The sequence below is a fragment of the Methylobacterium marchantiae genome, from assembly GCF_042679825.1.
Taxonomy (GTDB): Bacteria; Pseudomonadota; Alphaproteobacteria; order Rhizobiales; family Beijerinckiaceae; genus Methylobacterium; species Methylobacterium marchantiae.
This window is the reverse complement of record NZ_JBHTND010000004.1, coordinates 76,183-93,331: the sequence shown is the minus strand read 5'-3', so window position 1 is coordinate 93,331 and position 17,149 is coordinate 76,183. Positions and strand designations below refer to the sequence as shown.

Annotated in this window: 10 protein-coding genes; 4 read left to right on the top strand and 6 right to left on the bottom strand. The window is 67.2% G+C overall.

Annotated features, from left to right (window positions below):
• Window positions 1–469: 469 nt before the first annotated feature.
• On the bottom strand, window positions 470–2,290 hold the full coding sequence (gene typA, locus ACFQ4G_RS04385) for a translational GTPase TypA (RefSeq protein WP_238204016.1): 1,821 nt from the start codon (window positions 2,288–2,290) through the stop codon (window positions 470–472).
• 404 nt (window positions 2,291–2,694) lie between these two features.
• Complete coding sequence (locus tag ACFQ4G_RS04380) at window positions 2,695–3,552, bottom strand: helix-turn-helix transcriptional regulator (RefSeq protein ID WP_238204017.1); 858 nt, start codon at window positions 3,550–3,552, stop codon at window positions 2,695–2,697.
• Window positions 3,553–3,829: 277 nt separating this feature from the next.
• On the opposite strand from ACFQ4G_RS04380, the gene ACFQ4G_RS04375 reads away from it, so the two are divergent.
• Genes ACFQ4G_RS04375 through ACFQ4G_RS04365 form a run of 3 tightly spaced genes read left to right on the top strand, consistent with a single transcriptional unit; the run spans window position 3,830 to window position 7,409 of the window.
• Window positions 3,830–6,040 carry a TonB-dependent receptor gene (locus ACFQ4G_RS04375; RefSeq protein WP_238204021.1) on the top strand — a complete coding sequence of 737 codons (2,211 nt, stop codon included), beginning with the start codon at window positions 3,830–3,832 and terminating at the stop codon, window positions 6,038–6,040.
• A 2-nt stretch (window positions 6,041–6,042) separates the two neighbouring features.
• Complete coding sequence (locus tag ACFQ4G_RS04370; RefSeq protein WP_238204023.1) at window positions 6,043–7,227, top strand: PepSY-associated TM helix domain-containing protein; 1,185 nt, start codon at window positions 6,043–6,045, stop codon at window positions 7,225–7,227.
• Complete coding sequence (locus ACFQ4G_RS04365; RefSeq protein WP_238204025.1) at window positions 7,224–7,409, top strand: hypothetical protein; 186 nt, start codon at window positions 7,224–7,226, stop codon at window positions 7,407–7,409. The genes ACFQ4G_RS04370 and ACFQ4G_RS04365 overlap by 4 nt, the downstream gene beginning before the upstream one ends.
• Window positions 7,410–7,471: 62 nt before the next feature.
• Here the strand turns inward: ACFQ4G_RS04365 and ACFQ4G_RS04360 are convergent, their stop codons facing one another.
• The 4 genes from ACFQ4G_RS04360 to ACFQ4G_RS04345 form a co-directional block, all read right to left on the bottom strand.
• Window positions 7,472–8,764, bottom strand: a complete 1,293-nt coding sequence (locus tag ACFQ4G_RS04360; RefSeq protein ID WP_238204027.1) for an ArgE/DapE family deacylase — start codon at window positions 8,762–8,764, stop codon at window positions 7,472–7,474.
• A 75-nt stretch (window positions 8,765–8,839) separates the two neighbouring features.
• Window positions 8,840–9,178 carry a DUF3325 domain-containing protein gene (locus ACFQ4G_RS04355; protein ID WP_238204028.1) on the bottom strand — a complete coding sequence of 113 codons (339 nt, stop codon included), beginning with the start codon at window positions 9,176–9,178 and terminating at the stop codon, window positions 8,840–8,842.
• On the bottom strand, window positions 9,175–10,695 hold the full coding sequence (locus ACFQ4G_RS04350; protein WP_238204029.1) for a PepSY-associated TM helix domain-containing protein: 1,521 nt from the start codon (window positions 10,693–10,695) through the stop codon (window positions 9,175–9,177). Before ACFQ4G_RS04350 ends, ACFQ4G_RS04355 begins: the two co-directional genes overlap by 4 nt.
• Window positions 10,692–11,015 (bottom strand): iron transporter, encoded by a 324-nt coding sequence (locus tag ACFQ4G_RS04345; protein ID WP_238204030.1) that lies wholly within the window; start codon window positions 11,013–11,015, stop codon window positions 10,692–10,694. The genes ACFQ4G_RS04350 and ACFQ4G_RS04345 overlap by 4 nt, the downstream gene beginning before the upstream one ends.
• A 306-nt stretch (window positions 11,016–11,321) precedes the next feature.
• On the opposite strand from ACFQ4G_RS04345, the gene ACFQ4G_RS04340 reads away from it, so the two are divergent.
• A complete protein-coding gene (locus ACFQ4G_RS04340; protein WP_238204032.1) occupies window positions 11,322–17,096 on the top strand; it encodes a DUF3320 domain-containing protein in 5,775 nt (1,924 codons plus the stop codon).
• Window positions 17,097–17,149 lie beyond the last annotated feature (53 nt).

Below are 17,149 nucleotides of genomic sequence, written 5' to 3'. Positions count from 1 at the left end.
CGCCCTGTCTTGATCTCGGCAGCCCTATCGACGCCCCTCGGGCGATCGTCCCGAAGGACCAGGCGGTGCGGGAAATCCGCGGCCGCATCGTCGGGCCGGCGCCGGCCGGATTCCGGGACGTTCTGGATGGGTCGGGGTCGTGACGTCGGTCATCCCGCGAACCGGGAGATGGTCGATGGGCGGCGGGGTCGCTTGCCCGAGGACGGGAGGGCCAAGCCCTCGGCGACGGCACGGTTCGGCCAGCGTATTATCAGGCCGTGGCGACCTGCTGGTCCGGAGCCATCGATCGAGAATTCACTCTGCATGATCCAACCTAACGTTGGATCAATCTAAATCCTAGGTGTCATTCTACCCATGCCTGCGGCTACCGGGCCTGTTCCGCCAAGGCAGTCCATTGCGTGCCGCCCAAACGAAAAAGGCCGGGCACTGGGGCCCGGCCTTTCGAAGCGGTGCGTAGAAGGCGGTTCGCTTACGCGACGCCGCCCGAGCGCTCGAAGCGCTTGCGCTCGTTGGGGTCGAGATAGGTCTTGCGCAGGCGGATCGACTTCGGCGTGACCTCCATCAGCTCGTCGTCCTGGATCCAGGCGAGCGAGCGCTCCAGGGTCATGCGGATCGGCGGGGTAAGGCGCACGGCCTCGTCCTTCGAGGTGGTGCGGATGTTGGTGAGCTTCTTGCCCTTAAGCACGTTCACCTCGAGGTCGTTCTCGCGGTTGTGCTCGCCGATGATCATGCCCTGGTAAACCTTGGCGCCGGGCTCGATCATCATCGGGCCGCGATCTTCCAGGTTCCACATGGCGTAGGCCACGGCCTCGCCCTTGTCGTTCGAGATCAGCACGCCGTTGCGGCGGCCGGGCATCTCGCCCTTGTAGGGCTCGTAGGCCTTGAACAGCCGGTTCATGATCGCGGTGCCGCGCGTGTCGGTCATGAGCTCGCCCTGGTAGCCGATGAGGCCGCGGGTGGGCGCATGGAAGACGAGGCGCAGGCGCGAGCCGCCGGACGGCCGCATCTCGATCATCTCGGCCTTGCGCTCGGACATCTTCTGCACGACGACGCCCGAATATTCCTCGTCCACGTCGACCACGACCTCCTCGACCGGCTCGAGGACGTTGTCGTCCTCGTCCTTCGAGAGCACCACGCGGGGACGCGACACGGCGATCTCGAAGCCTTCGCGGCGCATGGTCTCGATGAGGATGGCGAGCTGCAGCTCGCCGCGGCCCGAGACGTAGAACGAATCCTTGTCCTCGGCCTCCTCGATCTTGAGCGTGACGTTGCCCTCGGCCTCCTTGAACAGGCGGTCGCGGATCATACGGCTCGTGACCTTGTCGCCCTCGGTGCCGGCGAGCGGCGAATCGTTGACGATGAAGGACATGGTGACGGTGGGCGGATCGATCGGCTGGGCCTGGATCGGGGTCTCGACCTGCGGGTCGCAGAACGTGTCGGCCACGGTGCCCTTCACGAGACCGGCGATGGAGACGATGTCGCCGGCCTCACCGATCTCGATGGGTGCGCGCTCCAGGCCGCGGAAGGCCAGGATCTTCGAGACGCGGCCGGTCTCCACGAGCTTGCCGGTGCGGTCCATGACCTTGATGGCCTGGTTCGGCTTCACGGTGCCCGACGCGATGCGGCCGGTGATGATGCGGCCGAGGAACGGGTTGGCCTCGAGCAGGGTGCCGAGCATCCGGAACGGACCCTCCTCGACCTTGGCCTGCGGCACGTGCGCGAGCACGAGGTCGAACAGAGGCGCGAGGCCGTCTTCCTGCGAGCCGTCCGGCGAGGTCGCCATCCAGCCGGCGCGGCCCGAACCGTAGAGGATCGGGAAGTCGAGCTGGTCGTCGGTGGCGTCGAGGGCCGCGAAGAGGTCGAACACCTCGTTGACGACTTCGGTGATGCGCGCGTCGGGGCGATCGACCTTGTTGATCGCGACGATCGGCTTCAGGCCGATCTTGAGGGCCTTGCCGACCACGAACTTGGTCTGGGGCATTGGGCCCTCGGCGGCGTCGACGAGCACGATCACGCCGTCCACCATCGAGAGGATGCGCTCCACCTCGCCGCCGAAATCGGCGTGGCCGGGGGTGTCGACGACGTTGACGCGGGTATCCTTCCAGACGACCGAGGTCGCCTTGGCCAGGATGGTGATGCCGCGCTCTTTCTCGAGGTCGTTCGAATCCATCGCCCGCTCTTCGACGCGCTGATTCTCGCGGAACGAGCCGGATTGCGACAGCAGCTTGTCGACGAGCGTCGTCTTGCCGTGGTCGACGTGGGCGATGATGGCGATGTTGCGAAGCTTCATAAGGTATCCGGAAGCGAGTAGAGCCCGTCACGCGACGGGCCGCAGGAATGCGGCCGGCAGCGCCGGGTCACGGGATCGAGCTATCGCGTCGCAATAGAATGTGTGGCGCCGCGGAGCAAGAGGCGTGGACTGCGTGTCTGCCTCCCGCGTGACGACGGCACCTCACATCACGACCCGTCTCGGGCGAAGTCGCGCCGGCAGTCGGCCGGATGGGCGCTTCCGCGGCGGCGTCCGCCCCGGCCCGACGGGCGGCTCGCAGCCGACCTCACCGCGGGCGGTACAAGAGCCTATTTGATCTTTTTTCCAAGGCTTTACATCATCCTAAGGCAGTCTGATGGGATGATGACGTTGGCAGACGATCTGGTCTGGCATGAGCATTCGCATGAAGATCCGATCAAACCTGCTCAACCGTTTGCCTGCTCTCGCCTCCATGCCAGGGGCGACATCGCCTTGTAGCGCTTGAACGCCGCCGCGAACTGGCTCGGATCGCCGTAGCCCACGCAAATCGCGATGGAGGCGACCGGGAGAGTGGAGTGGGTGAGCAGGTCGGCGGCCCGGTCCAGGCGGCGGCGGGTGATGAAGGCGTAGGGCGGCAGACCCACCGAAGCCTGGAAGCAGCGGCTGAAGTAATGCTGGCTCAAACCCGCGACGCGGGCGAGATCGGCGACGCACAGGTCCCCACCCAGGCCCGCATCGATGAAGGCGACCACCGCGGACATCTGCCGCGTCGTCAATCCGTGGACGGAAGCCGGTTCGGGCCGGGCCGCGGCATGTCCCAGCCGATGCACCACGATGGCTAAGGCATGGTCGAAGAACGCCGTGGCGAAACCGTGCAGCCCGGCTTCCTCCCACATGGCGGTGAGCGTGGCCGTCAACAGGACATCGTCATGGTAGGTCGAGGCCAACGCCTCGATGTCCAGTCTGCCTCCCGGCAATTCGGCGGCCAGCCGCTTCAGGCGCCGCTCGGATATCCCCAGGGCCAACAGGCTCATGCGCGGCCCGAAGCCTTCGCCGCCGTCATAGGGAGCCCCGAGGCCGACGCGTCCCGGCATGAACAGGCCGTCGAGTTTCTGGGTCCGGCTGTTGCGAAGCAGGCGACCGCCTCCGCTCATGCAGAGATGGATCCAGAGGGTGTCCGTGCTCTCGTAGGCGCCCTCGAAATCCTCGTAATCCGAACGGGTCATGATCGTATCGAGGCTGAGATCGGCCCGGACGATCTCATGTGTGGCCTCGATGATCCGTGGAGATGGGTCGGTGGTCATACGTTCGCTGCGGCTGGCAGATTGCTCAATAACGTCACAACCTAAAGTGGATCGCTCGATGACGAAGGACAATCTCCGTCCAATAGATGAGTTTGTAATTATTCAAATTGAACTGTGTATTACCGCAACAGAAGCGGCGTATTTCAGCTTTCTGCTCTTGAATGGCAGACTAGGCGCATTTTTCGCAGGAATTCAATACCGCGTCCCGGCCCGGGGTGACTAATCAGGTCGCTGCGGCGGCAGACCTCCATTGCCGGCGGGAATGCGAGAGACGGCGATGCGGGACAATTTCGAAAAGCTCTTCTGTTCGGTCGTGAAGGGTGCCGTTCTTGGGACGCTCATCACGGGAAGTTTCGCGCGGTCGGCCACGGCCCAGGACAACCCGCAGGCCGTCACCCTCGATCAGTTGAGCGTCGATGCCGCGGCTTCGCGCAACCCCAACACCATCATCGGCACGCCGCCGCCCCCTTATGCCGGCGGTCAGGTGGCCAGCGGGACGCGGCTCGGATTCCTCGGCAACAGCAACGTCTTCGATACGCCGTTCAACATCACCGGATATACCGACACCCTGGTCCGGGATCAGCAGGCCCAGAGCCTCATCGAGGTCGCCACGAACGATCCGTCCGTTCGGGCCGTCACGTCCAGCACGGGTGCCGCCGGCAACCAGTTCTACATCCGCGGCTTTCCGGTCTATGCCAGCGACATCGCGTTCGACGGACTCTACGGCGTGGTCGATAGCCGCCGGCCGGCCATCTATAACGTGGAGCGGGTCGAGATCCTCAAGGGGCCGAGCGCCCTCGTCAACGGGATCGCCCCGATCGGAGGCATCGGCGGCAGCATCAACCTGATCCCCAAGCGCGCCTATGACGAGCCGCTGACCCGGATCACGCCGTTCTTCATCTCGCAAGGCCAGTTCGGCACGGCCGTGGATATCGGCCGGCGCTTCGGAGATGCGAAGGAATGGGGCGTGCGCGTCAACGGCGTCTACCGCAACGGCGAATCCGCCATCGACCGCGAACGGCTCGAAGTGGGCTTCGGCTCGATCGGCGTCGATTATCGCGGCGAGCGCGTCCGGCTCTCCGCCGATTTCGGGTATCAGGTCGACGATTACCGGCGGAACCGGTCGTTCCTCACGGTGGCGCCCGGCATCCAGATCCCGAGGGCGCCGAATCTCAGCCTCAACCATAACCAGCCCTACGAATTCCAGCGGACGCAGACCAAGTTCGGCACCTTCCGGGCCGAGTACGACCTCACCGCCGACACCACGCTCTATGCCGGCTTCGGTGGACACTCGACCCAGGAAAGCGCGCTCGCCAGCTTCCAGACCCTGGTGACGTCGATGGGGGGTGTCGCCGGCCCGTTCGCCCGGCAGCAATACGTCACCGAATCCTACTCGGCCGAGGCCGGCCTGCGCACCCGGTTCCAGACGGGCCCCATCGCGCACCGGGCCACCCTCTCCACCGTCGGCTTCTGGAGCACGACGAACTACCCGAAGGCGGTCCAGTTCCTGCCCGGCGGCTTCTCGAACCTCTACAGCCCGGTCCCGATCGCGGCTCCGGCCTATACCGACATCGATATCGGGAATGCCCGCGGGTCGATGCAGATCAACCGCAGCGTCGCCTTCGCCGACACCCTGTCGTCCCTGGACGAGCGGGTCCTGCTCACCGTGGGCGGGCGCTTCCAGCAGATCGGGGTCAAGGGCTACGACTTCTCGCCCGGAAGCCCGAGCTTCGGTGACGCCACGTCGAGCTACGACAAGGTCGCCTGGACGCCGGCAATCGGCCTCGTCGTCAAGCCGCTGGAACACCTCTCGCTCTACGGCAACTACATCGAGGGCCTGCTCTCGAGCGGCGCCTCGCCGGTGACGGCGAGCAACCCGAACCAGGCGCTTCCGCCGACCATCGCCGACCAGAAGGAAATCGGCGTGAAATACGATTTCGGCGGCGTCGGCGTCAGTGCCGCCCTGTTCGAGATCAACCAGCCCAACGCCTTCCAGGACCCGGCGACGCGGAACTACGCGCTCAACGGCCTGCAGCGGAACCGGGGAATCGAGTTCAGCCTGTTCGGCGAACTCGCGCCGGGCGCGCGCCTGATCGGTGGCGTCGCCTTCACGGATGGTCGCCTGGTCCGTACCGAGGGCGGGGCCTTCGATGGCAGGAGCGCGCCCGGCGTCCCCGGCACCACGGTCAGCCTCTACGGCGAATACGACCTGCCGCCATGGTTCGCGCGCGGCGTGACGCTGACCGGACGCATCATCCACACCGCGTCCCAATACTACGATCAGGACAACCTGCAGCGCATCCCGGACTGGACCCGGTTCGATGCGGGCCTCCGCTACACGTTCCTCGGCTCGTGGGGCAAACCGGTGACGTTGCGGGCCACCGTCGAGAACGTTTCGGGCGAGAATTACTGGGCGTCCACCGGAAACGGCTTCCTCACGCTGGGAGCGCCCCGGACCTACCTCGTCTCGGCCCAGCTGGACTTCTGACGATGGCGACGGGACCCGACGCGCCCCGCCTGCGGGCCTTCCGTCTCTGGTCGTTCGTCCATACCTGGACGAGCCTGATCAGCATGGTCTTCATGCTGATGCTGTGCCTCACCGGCCTGCCGCTGATCTTCCATCATGAGCTCAACGGCTTCCTCGGCTACGAGCCCGAGGTGCCGACGATGCCGGCGGGAACGGCGCACGTGTCCCTGGACCGGATCGTCGCCTCGGCCCAGGCATCGAAACCCGGGCTCGTAGTCCAGTACCTCGTCTTCGACCACGACGAGCCGGACGTCGCTTTCGTCAATCTCGCCCGGGACGTCCGCTCGCCGCCGTCGGACATGACGATCCTGTCCATGGATCTGCGCAACGCCGCGCTACTGCGGGAACCCAAGCCGAACGAAGGTCCCGTCGGCTTCCTGCTGCAACTGCATGTCGACATGTTCCTCGGCCTCGGCGGCAAGCTCTTCCTCGGTGCGATGGGCTTCCTGTTCGTGATGGCCATCGTCTCCGGCATCGTCCTCTACGGCCCGTTCATGCGGAAGCTCGACTTCGGCACCGTCCGCCGCAACCGGACGCGGCGGATCCATTGGCTCGACTGGCACAACCTCGTCGGCGTCGCGACGCTGTGCTGGGCGCTGATCGTCGGGGGGACGGGCGTGGTGAACACCTGGGCCGACCTCATGCTGAAGGTCTGGCAGTTCGGCCAGCTCGCCGAGATGACGGCCCCCTATCGCGACGCTCCGCGCCCCGCCCGCCTCGCCTCCATCGCCGAGGCGGTGGCGACGGCGAAGGCGGCGGCCCCGAACATGACCCCGCGCTTCGTCGCCTATCCCGGAACCGTCGTGAGCAGCAACAACCACTACGCCGTATTCATGGCCGGCGACACGCCGCTGACCTCGCGGCTGCTCAAGCCCGCCCTCATCGATGCCGAGACCGGCCACCTCACGGACATGCGGGCGATGCCCTGGTACATCCAGGCCCTTCTGGTCTCGCAACCTCTGCATTTCGGGGATTACGGCGGTCTTCCCCTCAAGGTGGTCTGGGCGCTCCTCGACCTCGCCACCATCGTCGTCCTCGGCAGCGGCCTCTATCTCTGGATCGCCCGCAGACGGTCGAGAGCGACCGACGCGAAGACGATCGGGGATCGCGGTCGAACCGGCGCCTCTCGCCTCGGAGCCGCCGAATGAGACCACGTCCGCCCATCCGATCCCGGATCTGGACGATCCCCTCGATCCTCGCGGTCCTGATGCTGATCGGCCTGCTGCTCGCGCTGGTCGCCGACGGCGTGTGGGATGGTCTCGCCAGCGCCGCATTGGCCGGCGTGCTGCTCTACACCGCCTGTGAGGGTCTTCGCTCGAGCGGGACATGACCGCGATCCGGGCGTCGTGCGCGACATGCGAACCCGCATGCCCGCCCGAGGAGCGGTCTCCGTCAATCCCGCGCCAGCGGTTCGGTCCCGCACCATTCGGCCACGAACAGCGCCATCGCGGTGGTGATCCGCTTCACCGAGGCGAGGCTGACGCGCTCGTCGAAGCCGTGGATGTTCTCGCTGATCGGTCCGTAGCAGAGAGCCGGGACCCGGTCGTAGAGGGCATGGACGCGGGTATCGAGATAGCTCGGCGACATGAAGCTTTGCAGGTCCGTGCCCGTCGCGGCCCGGTGCGAGGCCGCCAGCACCCGCTCGGCCTCCGACCCCTCCTCGAGCTCGTAGCCTTCCGAGAAGAAGCCGTCGAAGGCGACGATGGGCGGCGTCTTTTCGAGGAACGGATCGGTCCGCGCGAAGTCCGCCACCGCGGCCTCGATCTCGCGTGCCGCATCCGCCGCTTCGACGCCGGGATAGAACGCAATACGGCACGCAATCCGGCACCAAGCGGGCACGGATGACGCCCAATCGCCCCCCTCGATCCGGCCAATATTGAGGTTGATCGGATGCGCCTCGCCCTCGAAATGGCGCCGTCCCGCCTTGCGCTCGTTCCACGCTTCCTCGAGTTCGCGCAGGGCGCCGATGACCCGATAGGTCGCGTCGATGGCATTGGCGCCGGCGCCCATTTCGCGGACATGGACCGGCCTTCCCCGCACCTCGATGGTGAACCACAGCACGCCGGTATTAGCGCGAACGAGCTTCTCGTCCTCGGGCTCGGGGATCAGCACGGCATCGGCCCGGTAGCCGTGCAGATGTGCCATGAGCGCGCCGTTTCCGGTGGATTCCTCCTCGACCACGGACTGAATCGTCACCGTCGCCGCCGGCTGGAGGCCGATTCGCGCCAGCGCATCGAGGGCGAAGAGGTTGGCGGCGTGGCCGGCCTTCATGTCGGCCGCGCCGCGTCCGTACATCCAGTCGCCCCGGATCACAGGCTCGAAGGGCGGATCGGTCCACAGGTCGAGGGGACCCGTCGGCACCACGTCCACATGCGCCTGCAGGATGAGCGAGCGGCCCGTCTCCCGCCGCGGCCGGTGGGTGCCGACGACGAGGGGTGCATCGGAATGGTCCGGTGCGATCCGCCCTCCGCCGGGATGCGCGGCGATGGCCCCATGGTCCATGCGGACACGTTCCATTGCGTAGCCGCGATCCCGCAAGGAATGGAAGACGTAATCCTGAACCGCAAGCTCCATACCTCGCACCGATCCGAAGCGCACGAGGGCCTGAGTATGAGCGACCTGATCGGCGAAACCGTCCTCGACGGAGGCGGCGATGCGATCCGAGAGCGCGGGGGCGAGAGCCATGGATCGTCCTCGTGAGAGCCTGTCGAACAGGCCTCCACATAGGAGAACCAGAGCGCTCGGGAACCCGGCGCGGCCTCAGACGAAGAAAGCGGTGGCCATGGCGAGGGGCAGGGCGGCAATCGCTGCCGGACGGATCCAGGCCGGGCGATAGGACATCAGCGCCACGACCACGAGCGCGGCGCCCGTGAGCGAACCGAGCCATTGCACCGGTCCGAAATTCCAGTCTGCCGTGACGATCGCCGCCGAGAATGCCAGAGCGATGGCGAGCCAGCCGGCCACTCGGAAAGCCATGTCTCGTTGCCGGGAAGGGCGCCCCTGGAACAGCGTCCGGCCATGCCGGTCCATACTCAGGCACAGGCAGGCGAGGCCGGAGAAGCTCAGGAGACAGGTGAGGGACACGGCAAGCGGCGTCATGCTCGGGCAAGGTCTCCAGTGGCGCGGGCCGCTTCTCGCCGCGGCCCCTCATAGCGGCCGACTTTGCGTGCACCGAGAACGAAGACCAGTGCGAGCGCCGCCATGGCGGCATCGAAGCCGAGGAAGTCGGTGCGCCATCCCGTCGTGGCCCAACCGACCAGGGGAACGGCGAGGAAGAGGAGCGCGGCGGCATAGGCCATCTCGCGCCACGCTTGGCGATGCGGGCGGGCGAGTGGGATCAGGGCGGCGGCGAGCCAGCTTCCGAAGAAGATCGCGCCCTCCCACGAGTCCCGGGCGGCCAAATCCACGGGTATCAGGCGGTTCGCCAGGAAGAACGACGCCATGCCGACGGGCAGGCCCAGGATCGTGCCGATGTTCAGCGCATGGACGAGGCGCCAGCCGAAGGCCGGTCGGACCATGCCTTTCGGTGCCCGCGCCACGGTCCAGAGAACGAGGCCGCTGGCGATCGCAATGCAGCCCATCAGGCCCGAGAGAAAGAACAGGATCCGCAGGGCCGGCCCTGCGAAATGCGCCTCGTGCAAACCGACGAAGCTCGTATAGGCATGAGCGGCGGGTTTGAGCGGCCCGGTCCGTTCGACGATCTCCCCGGTCACTGCGTTGAACGCTATCTGCGGATGGCGATGAGCGAGCCCGTGCGGCTCCTCGAACACGGCCACCACGGTGGCGTTGGCATCGCCCGGATTGTTGATGGAGACCATCTCGAGGGGCTCGCTCACCTCGGCCTGGGCGCGGCGGATGAGGGGCCCGAGTGGCGCCGGCTCGGCCGGCTTGCCTTCGGCCGCGCGCCAGGTCGTCATCTGACCGGACTCGGCGTAGAAGCGCAGTTCGTCGCCCTTGTAGACGCTCACCATGCCCCACGGCATGTACATGAGCGAGAGCGACACGATGCCCGTATAGGTAATCATCAGGTGGAATGGCAGCGCGAGCACGCCGGTGACGTTGTGCGCGTCGAGCCAGCCGCGCTGGGCCGACTTCGAACGCCGGAAGGTGAAGAAGTCGGCGAAGATCCGGCGATGGGTGACGATGCCGCTGATGAGAGCGATCAGCAGGGTCATCGCGCAGAGGCCGACGATCCAGCGACCCACGGCCGGCGGCATCTGCAATTCGTAGTGAAAGCGATAGAAGAAATCGCCGCCCTTGGTCGCCCGGGCGACTGTCGGCGCACCCGTGGCCGGATCCAGGAGCGCCTTGCCGATCTCCCCATCCGGCGTGTCCATCCAATAGGCCCCGATGAGGGGGTTGTCGGCCTGAGGCATTCCGATGAACCAGGCCATCGCCTTGGGCGCATGGACCTTTAGATGCGCGACACCGAGTTCGGCCGCGCGGACCACGTCGTATTCCGCTTCGGCCCGCAACTCCGGTCTCATCCAGAGCGAGATGTCGGTCTTGTAGTAGGTGGCGGTGCCGGTGACGAAGACGGCGAACATCACCCAGCCGGTGACGAGTCCCGCCCAGGTGTGGAGCCACGCCATCGACTGGCGGAAACCCTGCTTCATGCGGGCTGCCCCGCACTGCCGAGGGCGAGCCAGAGACCAGCACCGAGGCAGAGGGCCGGAAGCGCCAGCCCAATCGCCGCGCGGCCGAGGCTACGGGCGGAGAAGACCCAGATCACAGCTCCTGCCATGATCGCGAAGCTCGCCAGGGTCGCCGAGGCGACGGCCTCGGAGCGATCGAGGGGCAGGGTCAGAGACAAGAAAGCGGTGGCGATGGCCGCGAGGCCGTACCCTCCGAAGATCGCCAGAAGGGTACGGGCCGCCACCATCACGCGGTAGCGCCCCCGCGATGGTCCTGCGCTCGGCTTGATCGTATCCGTCATCGGCGGGCAGCACCGGAATGCGAGAAGCGGGCACTCCCTTTCGAGGAGCGAACGACAAGAAAGCTCAGCGACGGAAGGCCGGCCGAATGGATGACCTCTCAGCCGCGATGATCGGGATCTTCCACAGAACGCCCAACACGGACGCTATACAGACCCTCATCTTGCCCGGGCAATCTCTATGTTATGGAATGATTCCAGGATGACGAGCCGATGCCAATGCCTGGCTCCTCAGCTCCGCGAGGCGATGCTTGCGAGCAGGCTCGGCACGAATGTAGAACCCTCGTGACTGACGGGGATCCGGGCGCGATGGCCGATACGCTCGAGGCTTCGGGGAGGGTCCGCGTTCGATGCGGGATCGCGTGCACCATCATCGACCATGCCAATGTCGCATCCTGGCAGAACGGAATTCCGCTCATCCAAGACGTCACCCTGACCAATGCCGGCGACGACGATATCGTCGATCTTGCCCTCCACATCTCCGCCGTACCGTTGCTGTTCCGACCCCTCACCCTGCCGATCCAGCGGATCGCGGCGGGAAGCATCCAGCGCATCGACCCACCAGATCTGCGGATCGACGGCGCCATCCTCGCCGGGCTGCAGGAGAGCCGACTCTGCACGGTGACGCTGTCGGTAACGGGCCCGTCGGACGAGGCCGACCGGGCAATCGAGCTGGGCGAGGAGAGATTCGACGTGCGGCTCGTGCCGCCCACGCATTGGGGCGGTGCCGATTCCGCGCCTGAACTGCTCGCAGCCTTCGTCCGGCCGAACGATCCGGCGGTGGACGGCATCCTGCGCGCCGCCGCCTCGATCCTCGGCGGGGCGAGGCGGAGTACGGCTTTCGACGGCTATCGCAGCGGCAGGCGGGCCAGGGCCTGGGAGATGGCCGAGGCGATCCATGCGGCCATAGCGGCCTTGCGCATAACCTACGTCCTGCCACCGGCGAGCTTCGAGCGGTCGGGACAGAAAGTCCGCTGCCCGAGTGCGATCGTGGAGCGGCGCCTCGCGACTTGCCTCGACCTGACCCTTCTCTGGGCCGCCTGCTGCGAACAGGCCGGGCTCAATCCTCTCCTGATCCTCACCCGCAGCCACGCTCTTGCCGGGCTGTGGCTCGTGGACGAAACCTTGCCGGAGCGGGTGGGCGACGACGCCCAGGCCTTGAGGAAGCGCCGCGACCTCCAGGAACTGATCCTGGTCGAAACGACGCTTCTCACCGCCGACCCGCCAGGGCTCTTCGCGGATGCGGTGTTGGCCGGCGCACGCCTGATCGCTACGGATGCGGAGGCTCCCCTGGAGATCGTCCTCGATCTGCGGCGAGCGCGCCTTTCCGGCATCAGGCCGCTCGATGGGGATGAACCCGGCGGGCGATTGGGGAGTCCCTTGGTGGCGTCTCCCCTACCCCACGCCCTTCGTCCCACACCGGCCTTCGTCGACGACCTGCCCGCTCCAAGCCTCGACCTGCCTCGGCGCGAGCCCCGCGACAGGCTGGAAGCCTGGAAGCTTCGGCTTCTCGACCTCACGCTGCGCAACAAGCTCCTCAACTTCAAGCCGGGCAAGGGATCCCTCGCCCTCGATTGCCCGGACCCGGCCGCGTTCGAGGACGCCCTCGCCGCAGGCCGCGCCTTCCGGATCGTGGCTCGTTCGCTCACCGAGACAGGATCCGGCGCCGCGGACCTGGAACGGGACGAGATCGCCGTCGAATTGGGGGCGGACGAGTTGGAGGCGCGCCTCACCGACCTGTTCCGGCTCGCGCGCGGCAGTTTCGAGGAAGGGGGCGCCAACGTCCTGTTCCTCGCCTTCGGCTTCCTGACCTGGACACGCGGCGGCGGCACGGCGGCCGTGCGTGCGCCCCTTCTGCTGGTGCCGGCAGCCCTCACACGGCCCAGCGTCCGCGCCGGGTTCCGGCTGATTCGGCACGACGAGGAAGCGCGCCTCAATCCGACGCTGCTGGAGATGCTGCGCCAGGATTTCGATCTCGACATGCCGGATTTCGCCGACGGTTTGCCGAACGACGAGAACGGGATCGACGTCGACGCCATATGGCGGACCGTCCGCACCCATATCCGCGACCTCAAGAGTTTCGAGGTCACGACCGAAGTCGTGCTCTCGGCCTTTTCCTTCACCAAGTTCCTGATGTGGAAGGATCTGAGCGAGCGGACCGACCTGCTCAAACGTAGCCCGGTGGTACGGCACCTCCTCGAAACGCCGAAGCAGACCTATGGCGACGGCACCGGCTTCCCGGCGCCGGAACGCCTCGACGCGGAGCATCCGCCATCCGGCATCTTCACGCCGCTGCTCGCCGACTCCTCCCAGGTCTCAGCGATCCTGGCGGCAGCGGCCGGCAAGGATTTCGTCCTGTTCGGACCGCCCGGCACCGGCAAGAGCCAGACCATCGCCAACATGATCGCCCAATGCTTGGCCCTGGGGCGAACAGTGCTGTTCGTCTCGCAGAAGAGCGCCGCTCTGGACGTGGTGCGCCGCCGGCTCGACGCGGTGGGGCTGGGCGCCTGCTGCCTCGAGGTCCATGCGGCCAAGGCACAGAAATCCCACGTCATCGCCCAGTTGCGCGAGGCCTGGACCGCCAGGGACGCTGCATCCGTCCCTTGGGACGAAGCGGCCGCCGACCTTCAACACCGTCGACAAGGCTTGAACGGCGTCGTGGAGAGCCTGCACACCAAGCAGGCGAACGGGCTCAGCGCCCATGCGGCAATGGCGCGGGTCATCGCAGACCGGCAGGCCGGCTCCGAGGAGATCAGTCTCGCCTGGCCGAGGGACGCGGCCTCCACACCTGGGCATCGGGAGAGCCTGCGCGACCGCTGCAACGAGCTGCGCGCCCTTCGCCCCATCGTCGGCGACATCGCGAACCATCCGCTCCGCGGCATCGGCGCGATTGCATGGTCGCCCCTATGGCGAGCCGAGATGGAGCAGACCATCTCCGATCTCGCTCGCACGCTGCCGGGCTACGCCGAATCCGGGCGTCGTTTCGCCGAGGCGGCTGGGCTTGCGCCGCTCGCCAGGACCTATGACGGGCTGCACGGCCTTTCCTCCCTCGCCACCGGCCTGTTCCGCCCGGAGGCGCGGATGGGACTGCGCTTCCTGGGGCCGAACGGTGCGATCCTTCGCCAGGCCGCCGAAGCCCGCCAGGCGCATCGGCGTGAGCTCGACCGCCTCATGGCGCGGCTCTCCGTCCCCTACGCAGCCTCGGTGTTCGGAAGCGACCTCGACCGACTGCTCGCCGAATGGCGTGTGGCGAAAGCGTCGAACATCCTTCTGCGGGGTCGGCGCCTCAGGCGAGTGCGCGGTCAGCTCGACTTCTTTGCGCAGGGCGGCGCGCCCGAGGATGTCGGGCCGGACCTCGTCATTCTTGCCGAGATTAAGGCTCTGCGCGCCACGACGCCGGTGCTGGCGGACCATCTCGCGGGTGTCGCCGCGCCACTCCACCCTCCCTGGTCGGACGAGGCGGCCTCTGTCGGCCTGCTCACGGCAGCGACGGCTTGGGCCACGCGGCTAGCACCGGTGATCGCCGCAATGGCTCCCCTCGTGGGCGGACCGGACATCGTTCGGGCGACGCTCGCAGAGTTGCTCGATGCCGAGGATGGCCGCCTCGAAGCCGGCGGCACCCTTGCGCTGGCGAAGGAAGAGTTCGTCGCCCACAGGATCCCGGCCACGAAAGCGATCGAGGCGCTCGGGCGCCTGACCGGCAGGCCTAGGCCCGACCGCCCCGTGGAGACGGGGACGGATTGGGTGGCCGGGACGCTCGCAGTTGCGGAACGCTGGCGCAAGGCCCTCCCCAAAGCCCAGGCCTGGGCGGGCTGGCAGGCGGCGGTGAGCGCGGCAACGAAGGCGGGGCTCGCCCCCCTCGTGGCGGCGATCGAGGCCGGGACGCTCGCGGACGAGTCGATCGTTCCGGCCTTCGAGGGCGCCTATGCCCGCTGGTGGATCGACCATACCGTGACCGAGGATAGCCGCCTGCGCGACTTCATGGGGCCGCGCCACGAGGAGGCGATACGGGATTTCGGTGCGGCCGATGCCCGGCTCTGCGCCATCGCGGGCGCGGCGGTGCGTGTCCGCATCGGTGGAGGCGTGCCCCTCGCAACCGCCTTCGGCGCCGATCCCGAATGGGGAACGCTGGCGCGCGAGATCACCAAGCGCGCCCGGCACATGCCCCTGCGCCAGCTCTTCGCGCGGATGCCGAACGCGCTGACCCGGCTGACGCCCTGCCTGATGATGAGCCCGCTCTCCATCGCCCAGTACTGGCCGGCCGAGGCGAAGCCCTTCGACATCGTGATCTTCGACGAAGCCTCCCAGATCGCCCCCTGGGACGCTATCGGCGCCATCGCGCGGGGGCGGCAGGTGGTCGTCGTCGGCGATCCGGAGCAGTTGCCGCCGACCAATGTGGGGGATCGCGGAGTCGACGAGATTTCGGATGGTCTCGACGTCGCCGACCAGGAGAGCATCCTGGATGAGTGCCTCGCCGCAAACCTGCCGCAGCGGTGCCTCGCCTGGCACTACCGAAGCCGCCACGAAAGCCTCATCGCCTTCTCGAACCGCCACTATTATCGCGGCGCTCTCGTCACCTTCCCCTCCCCCGTCACCGAGGATCGGGCGGTGCGGCTGCACTACGTGGCCGATGGCCTCTACGAACGCGGCGGGGCGCGGGTGAATCGCCCCGAGGCACGCGCTCTGGTGGCGGACGTGGTAGCCCGCGTCTCGACGCCTTCCTTCGCGGCGGAGGAACGCTCCCTCGGCATCGTCACCTTCAACGGCGAGCAGCAACGGCTGATCGAGAACCTCCTCGACGCAGAGCGGCGGTCGAGGCCGGAGCTCGAACGCTTCTTCGACGGGCGGACATGGAAGGAGCCGGTCTTCGTCAAGAACCTCGAGACCGTACAGGGCGACGAGCGCGACATCATCCTGTTCTCAGTTGCGGTCGGCCCCGACGCGGCGGGCCGGATCACCGGGCAGATCAGCTCGCTCAACCGAGAGGGCGGCCACCGGCGACTCAACGTGGCGATCACTCGCGCCCGGCGGGAACTCGTGGTTTTCGCGTCGATGCGGGCCGACCAGGTGGATCTCGGCCGCGGCAGTGCGCGCGGCGTGCGCGACTTCAAGCACTTCCTCGATTTCGCCGAACACGGAGCCCGCGCCCTCGAAACGGCGGCGGCGCCGACGGGGGGAGACATCGAATCGCCCTTCGAGGGCGCGGTGATGGCGGCTTTGGCCGCACGTGGCTGGAGAATCGTGCCACAGGTCGGCGTTTCCGTCTTTCGGATCGACCTCGGCATCGTCCATCCCGACGCTCCGGGACGGTATCTCGCGGGAGTCGAATGTGATGGGGCGACCTACCATCGGGCAGCGACGGCGCGAGACAGGGACCGCCTGCGCGAATGGGTGCTCACCGACCTTGGTTGGCGCATCCACCGGGTCTGGAGTACGGATTGGTGGAACGATGCCGAGGGGGCCCTCGACCGGCTCGACAGGGCGCTACGGGCGGACCTTGACGCCGACAGGGCGAAACCTGCCCCGGTCGTGATCGGGCCTGCCTCTCCTGACATCCCTCAGACGGAGCCCCCCGGGCTCTATGAGCCCGCCGACTTGTCCCGCTTCGATCCCGATCCCACCCGGTTCCATGACCCCACTTACAAGGCCACGCTGGCGGCCATGGCGACCGAAGTTGTCACGCGGGAAGGCCCTGTTTTTGCCGACATCCAGGCCGCACGCATCCTACGCGCACACGGTTTTTCTCGCATGACCAACCGCTTACGCCAGCGTGCCCTGGGGGCCGTCGATCCCCGCTGCCCCCATACCAGCGAGGGCGACCGCATCGTCCTCTGGCCAGAGACCGCCCCTGTCGGGCCGGTGAGGTTCCGGCCAGCGGGAGGGGAGAATCGGGCGCCCGCTGACATCCCGCTCCAGGAACTCGCCGGCCTCGCCCGCGACCTCGATCCGGCACCCGGCATCGAGGCGCGGATGGCCGCGCATCTGGGTCTCGGCCGGATGAGCGACACCGTCCGCGCCCGCTTCACTCAGGCCGCCTCGCTCGCTCGGGAATGCGAAGCGTCGGCCCGTAAGCCCGTCGAATGAGACGGGCAAATCAAGCGCCGCGCGAGGCCATTTTGACCGTCCCACGCCAAGGA

Excerpts from the sequence above, each read along its gene's own strand:
- typA (WP_238204016.1), bottom strand. The coding sequence starts at position 2,290 with ATGAAGCTTCGCAACATCGCCATCATCGCCCACGTCGACCACGGCAAG.
- ACFQ4G_RS04380 (WP_238204017.1), bottom strand. The coding sequence starts at position 3,552 with ATGACCACCGACCCATCTCCACGGATCATCGAGGCCACACATGAGATC.
- ACFQ4G_RS04375 (WP_238204021.1), top strand. The coding sequence starts at position 3,830 with ATGCGGGACAATTTCGAAAAGCTCTTCTGTTCGGTCGTGAAGGGTGCC.
- ACFQ4G_RS04370 (WP_238204023.1), top strand. The coding sequence starts at position 6,043 with ATGGCGACGGGACCCGACGCGCCCCGCCTGCGGGCCTTCCGTCTCTGG.
- ACFQ4G_RS04365 (WP_238204025.1), top strand. The coding sequence starts at position 7,224 with ATGAGACCACGTCCGCCCATCCGATCCCGGATCTGGACGATCCCCTCG.
- ACFQ4G_RS04360 (WP_238204027.1), bottom strand. The coding sequence starts at position 8,764 with ATGGCTCTCGCCCCCGCGCTCTCGGATCGCATCGCCGCCTCCGTCGAG.
- ACFQ4G_RS04355 (WP_238204028.1), bottom strand. The coding sequence starts at position 9,178 with ATGACGCCGCTTGCCGTGTCCCTCACCTGTCTCCTGAGCTTCTCCGGC.
- ACFQ4G_RS04350 (WP_238204029.1), bottom strand. The coding sequence starts at position 10,695 with ATGAAGCAGGGTTTCCGCCAGTCGATGGCGTGGCTCCACACCTGGGCG.
- ACFQ4G_RS04345 (WP_238204030.1), bottom strand. The coding sequence starts at position 11,015 with ATGACGGATACGATCAAGCCGAGCGCAGGACCATCGCGGGGGCGCTAC.
- ACFQ4G_RS04340 (WP_238204032.1), top strand. The coding sequence starts at position 11,322 with ATGGCCGATACGCTCGAGGCTTCGGGGAGGGTCCGCGTTCGATGCGGG.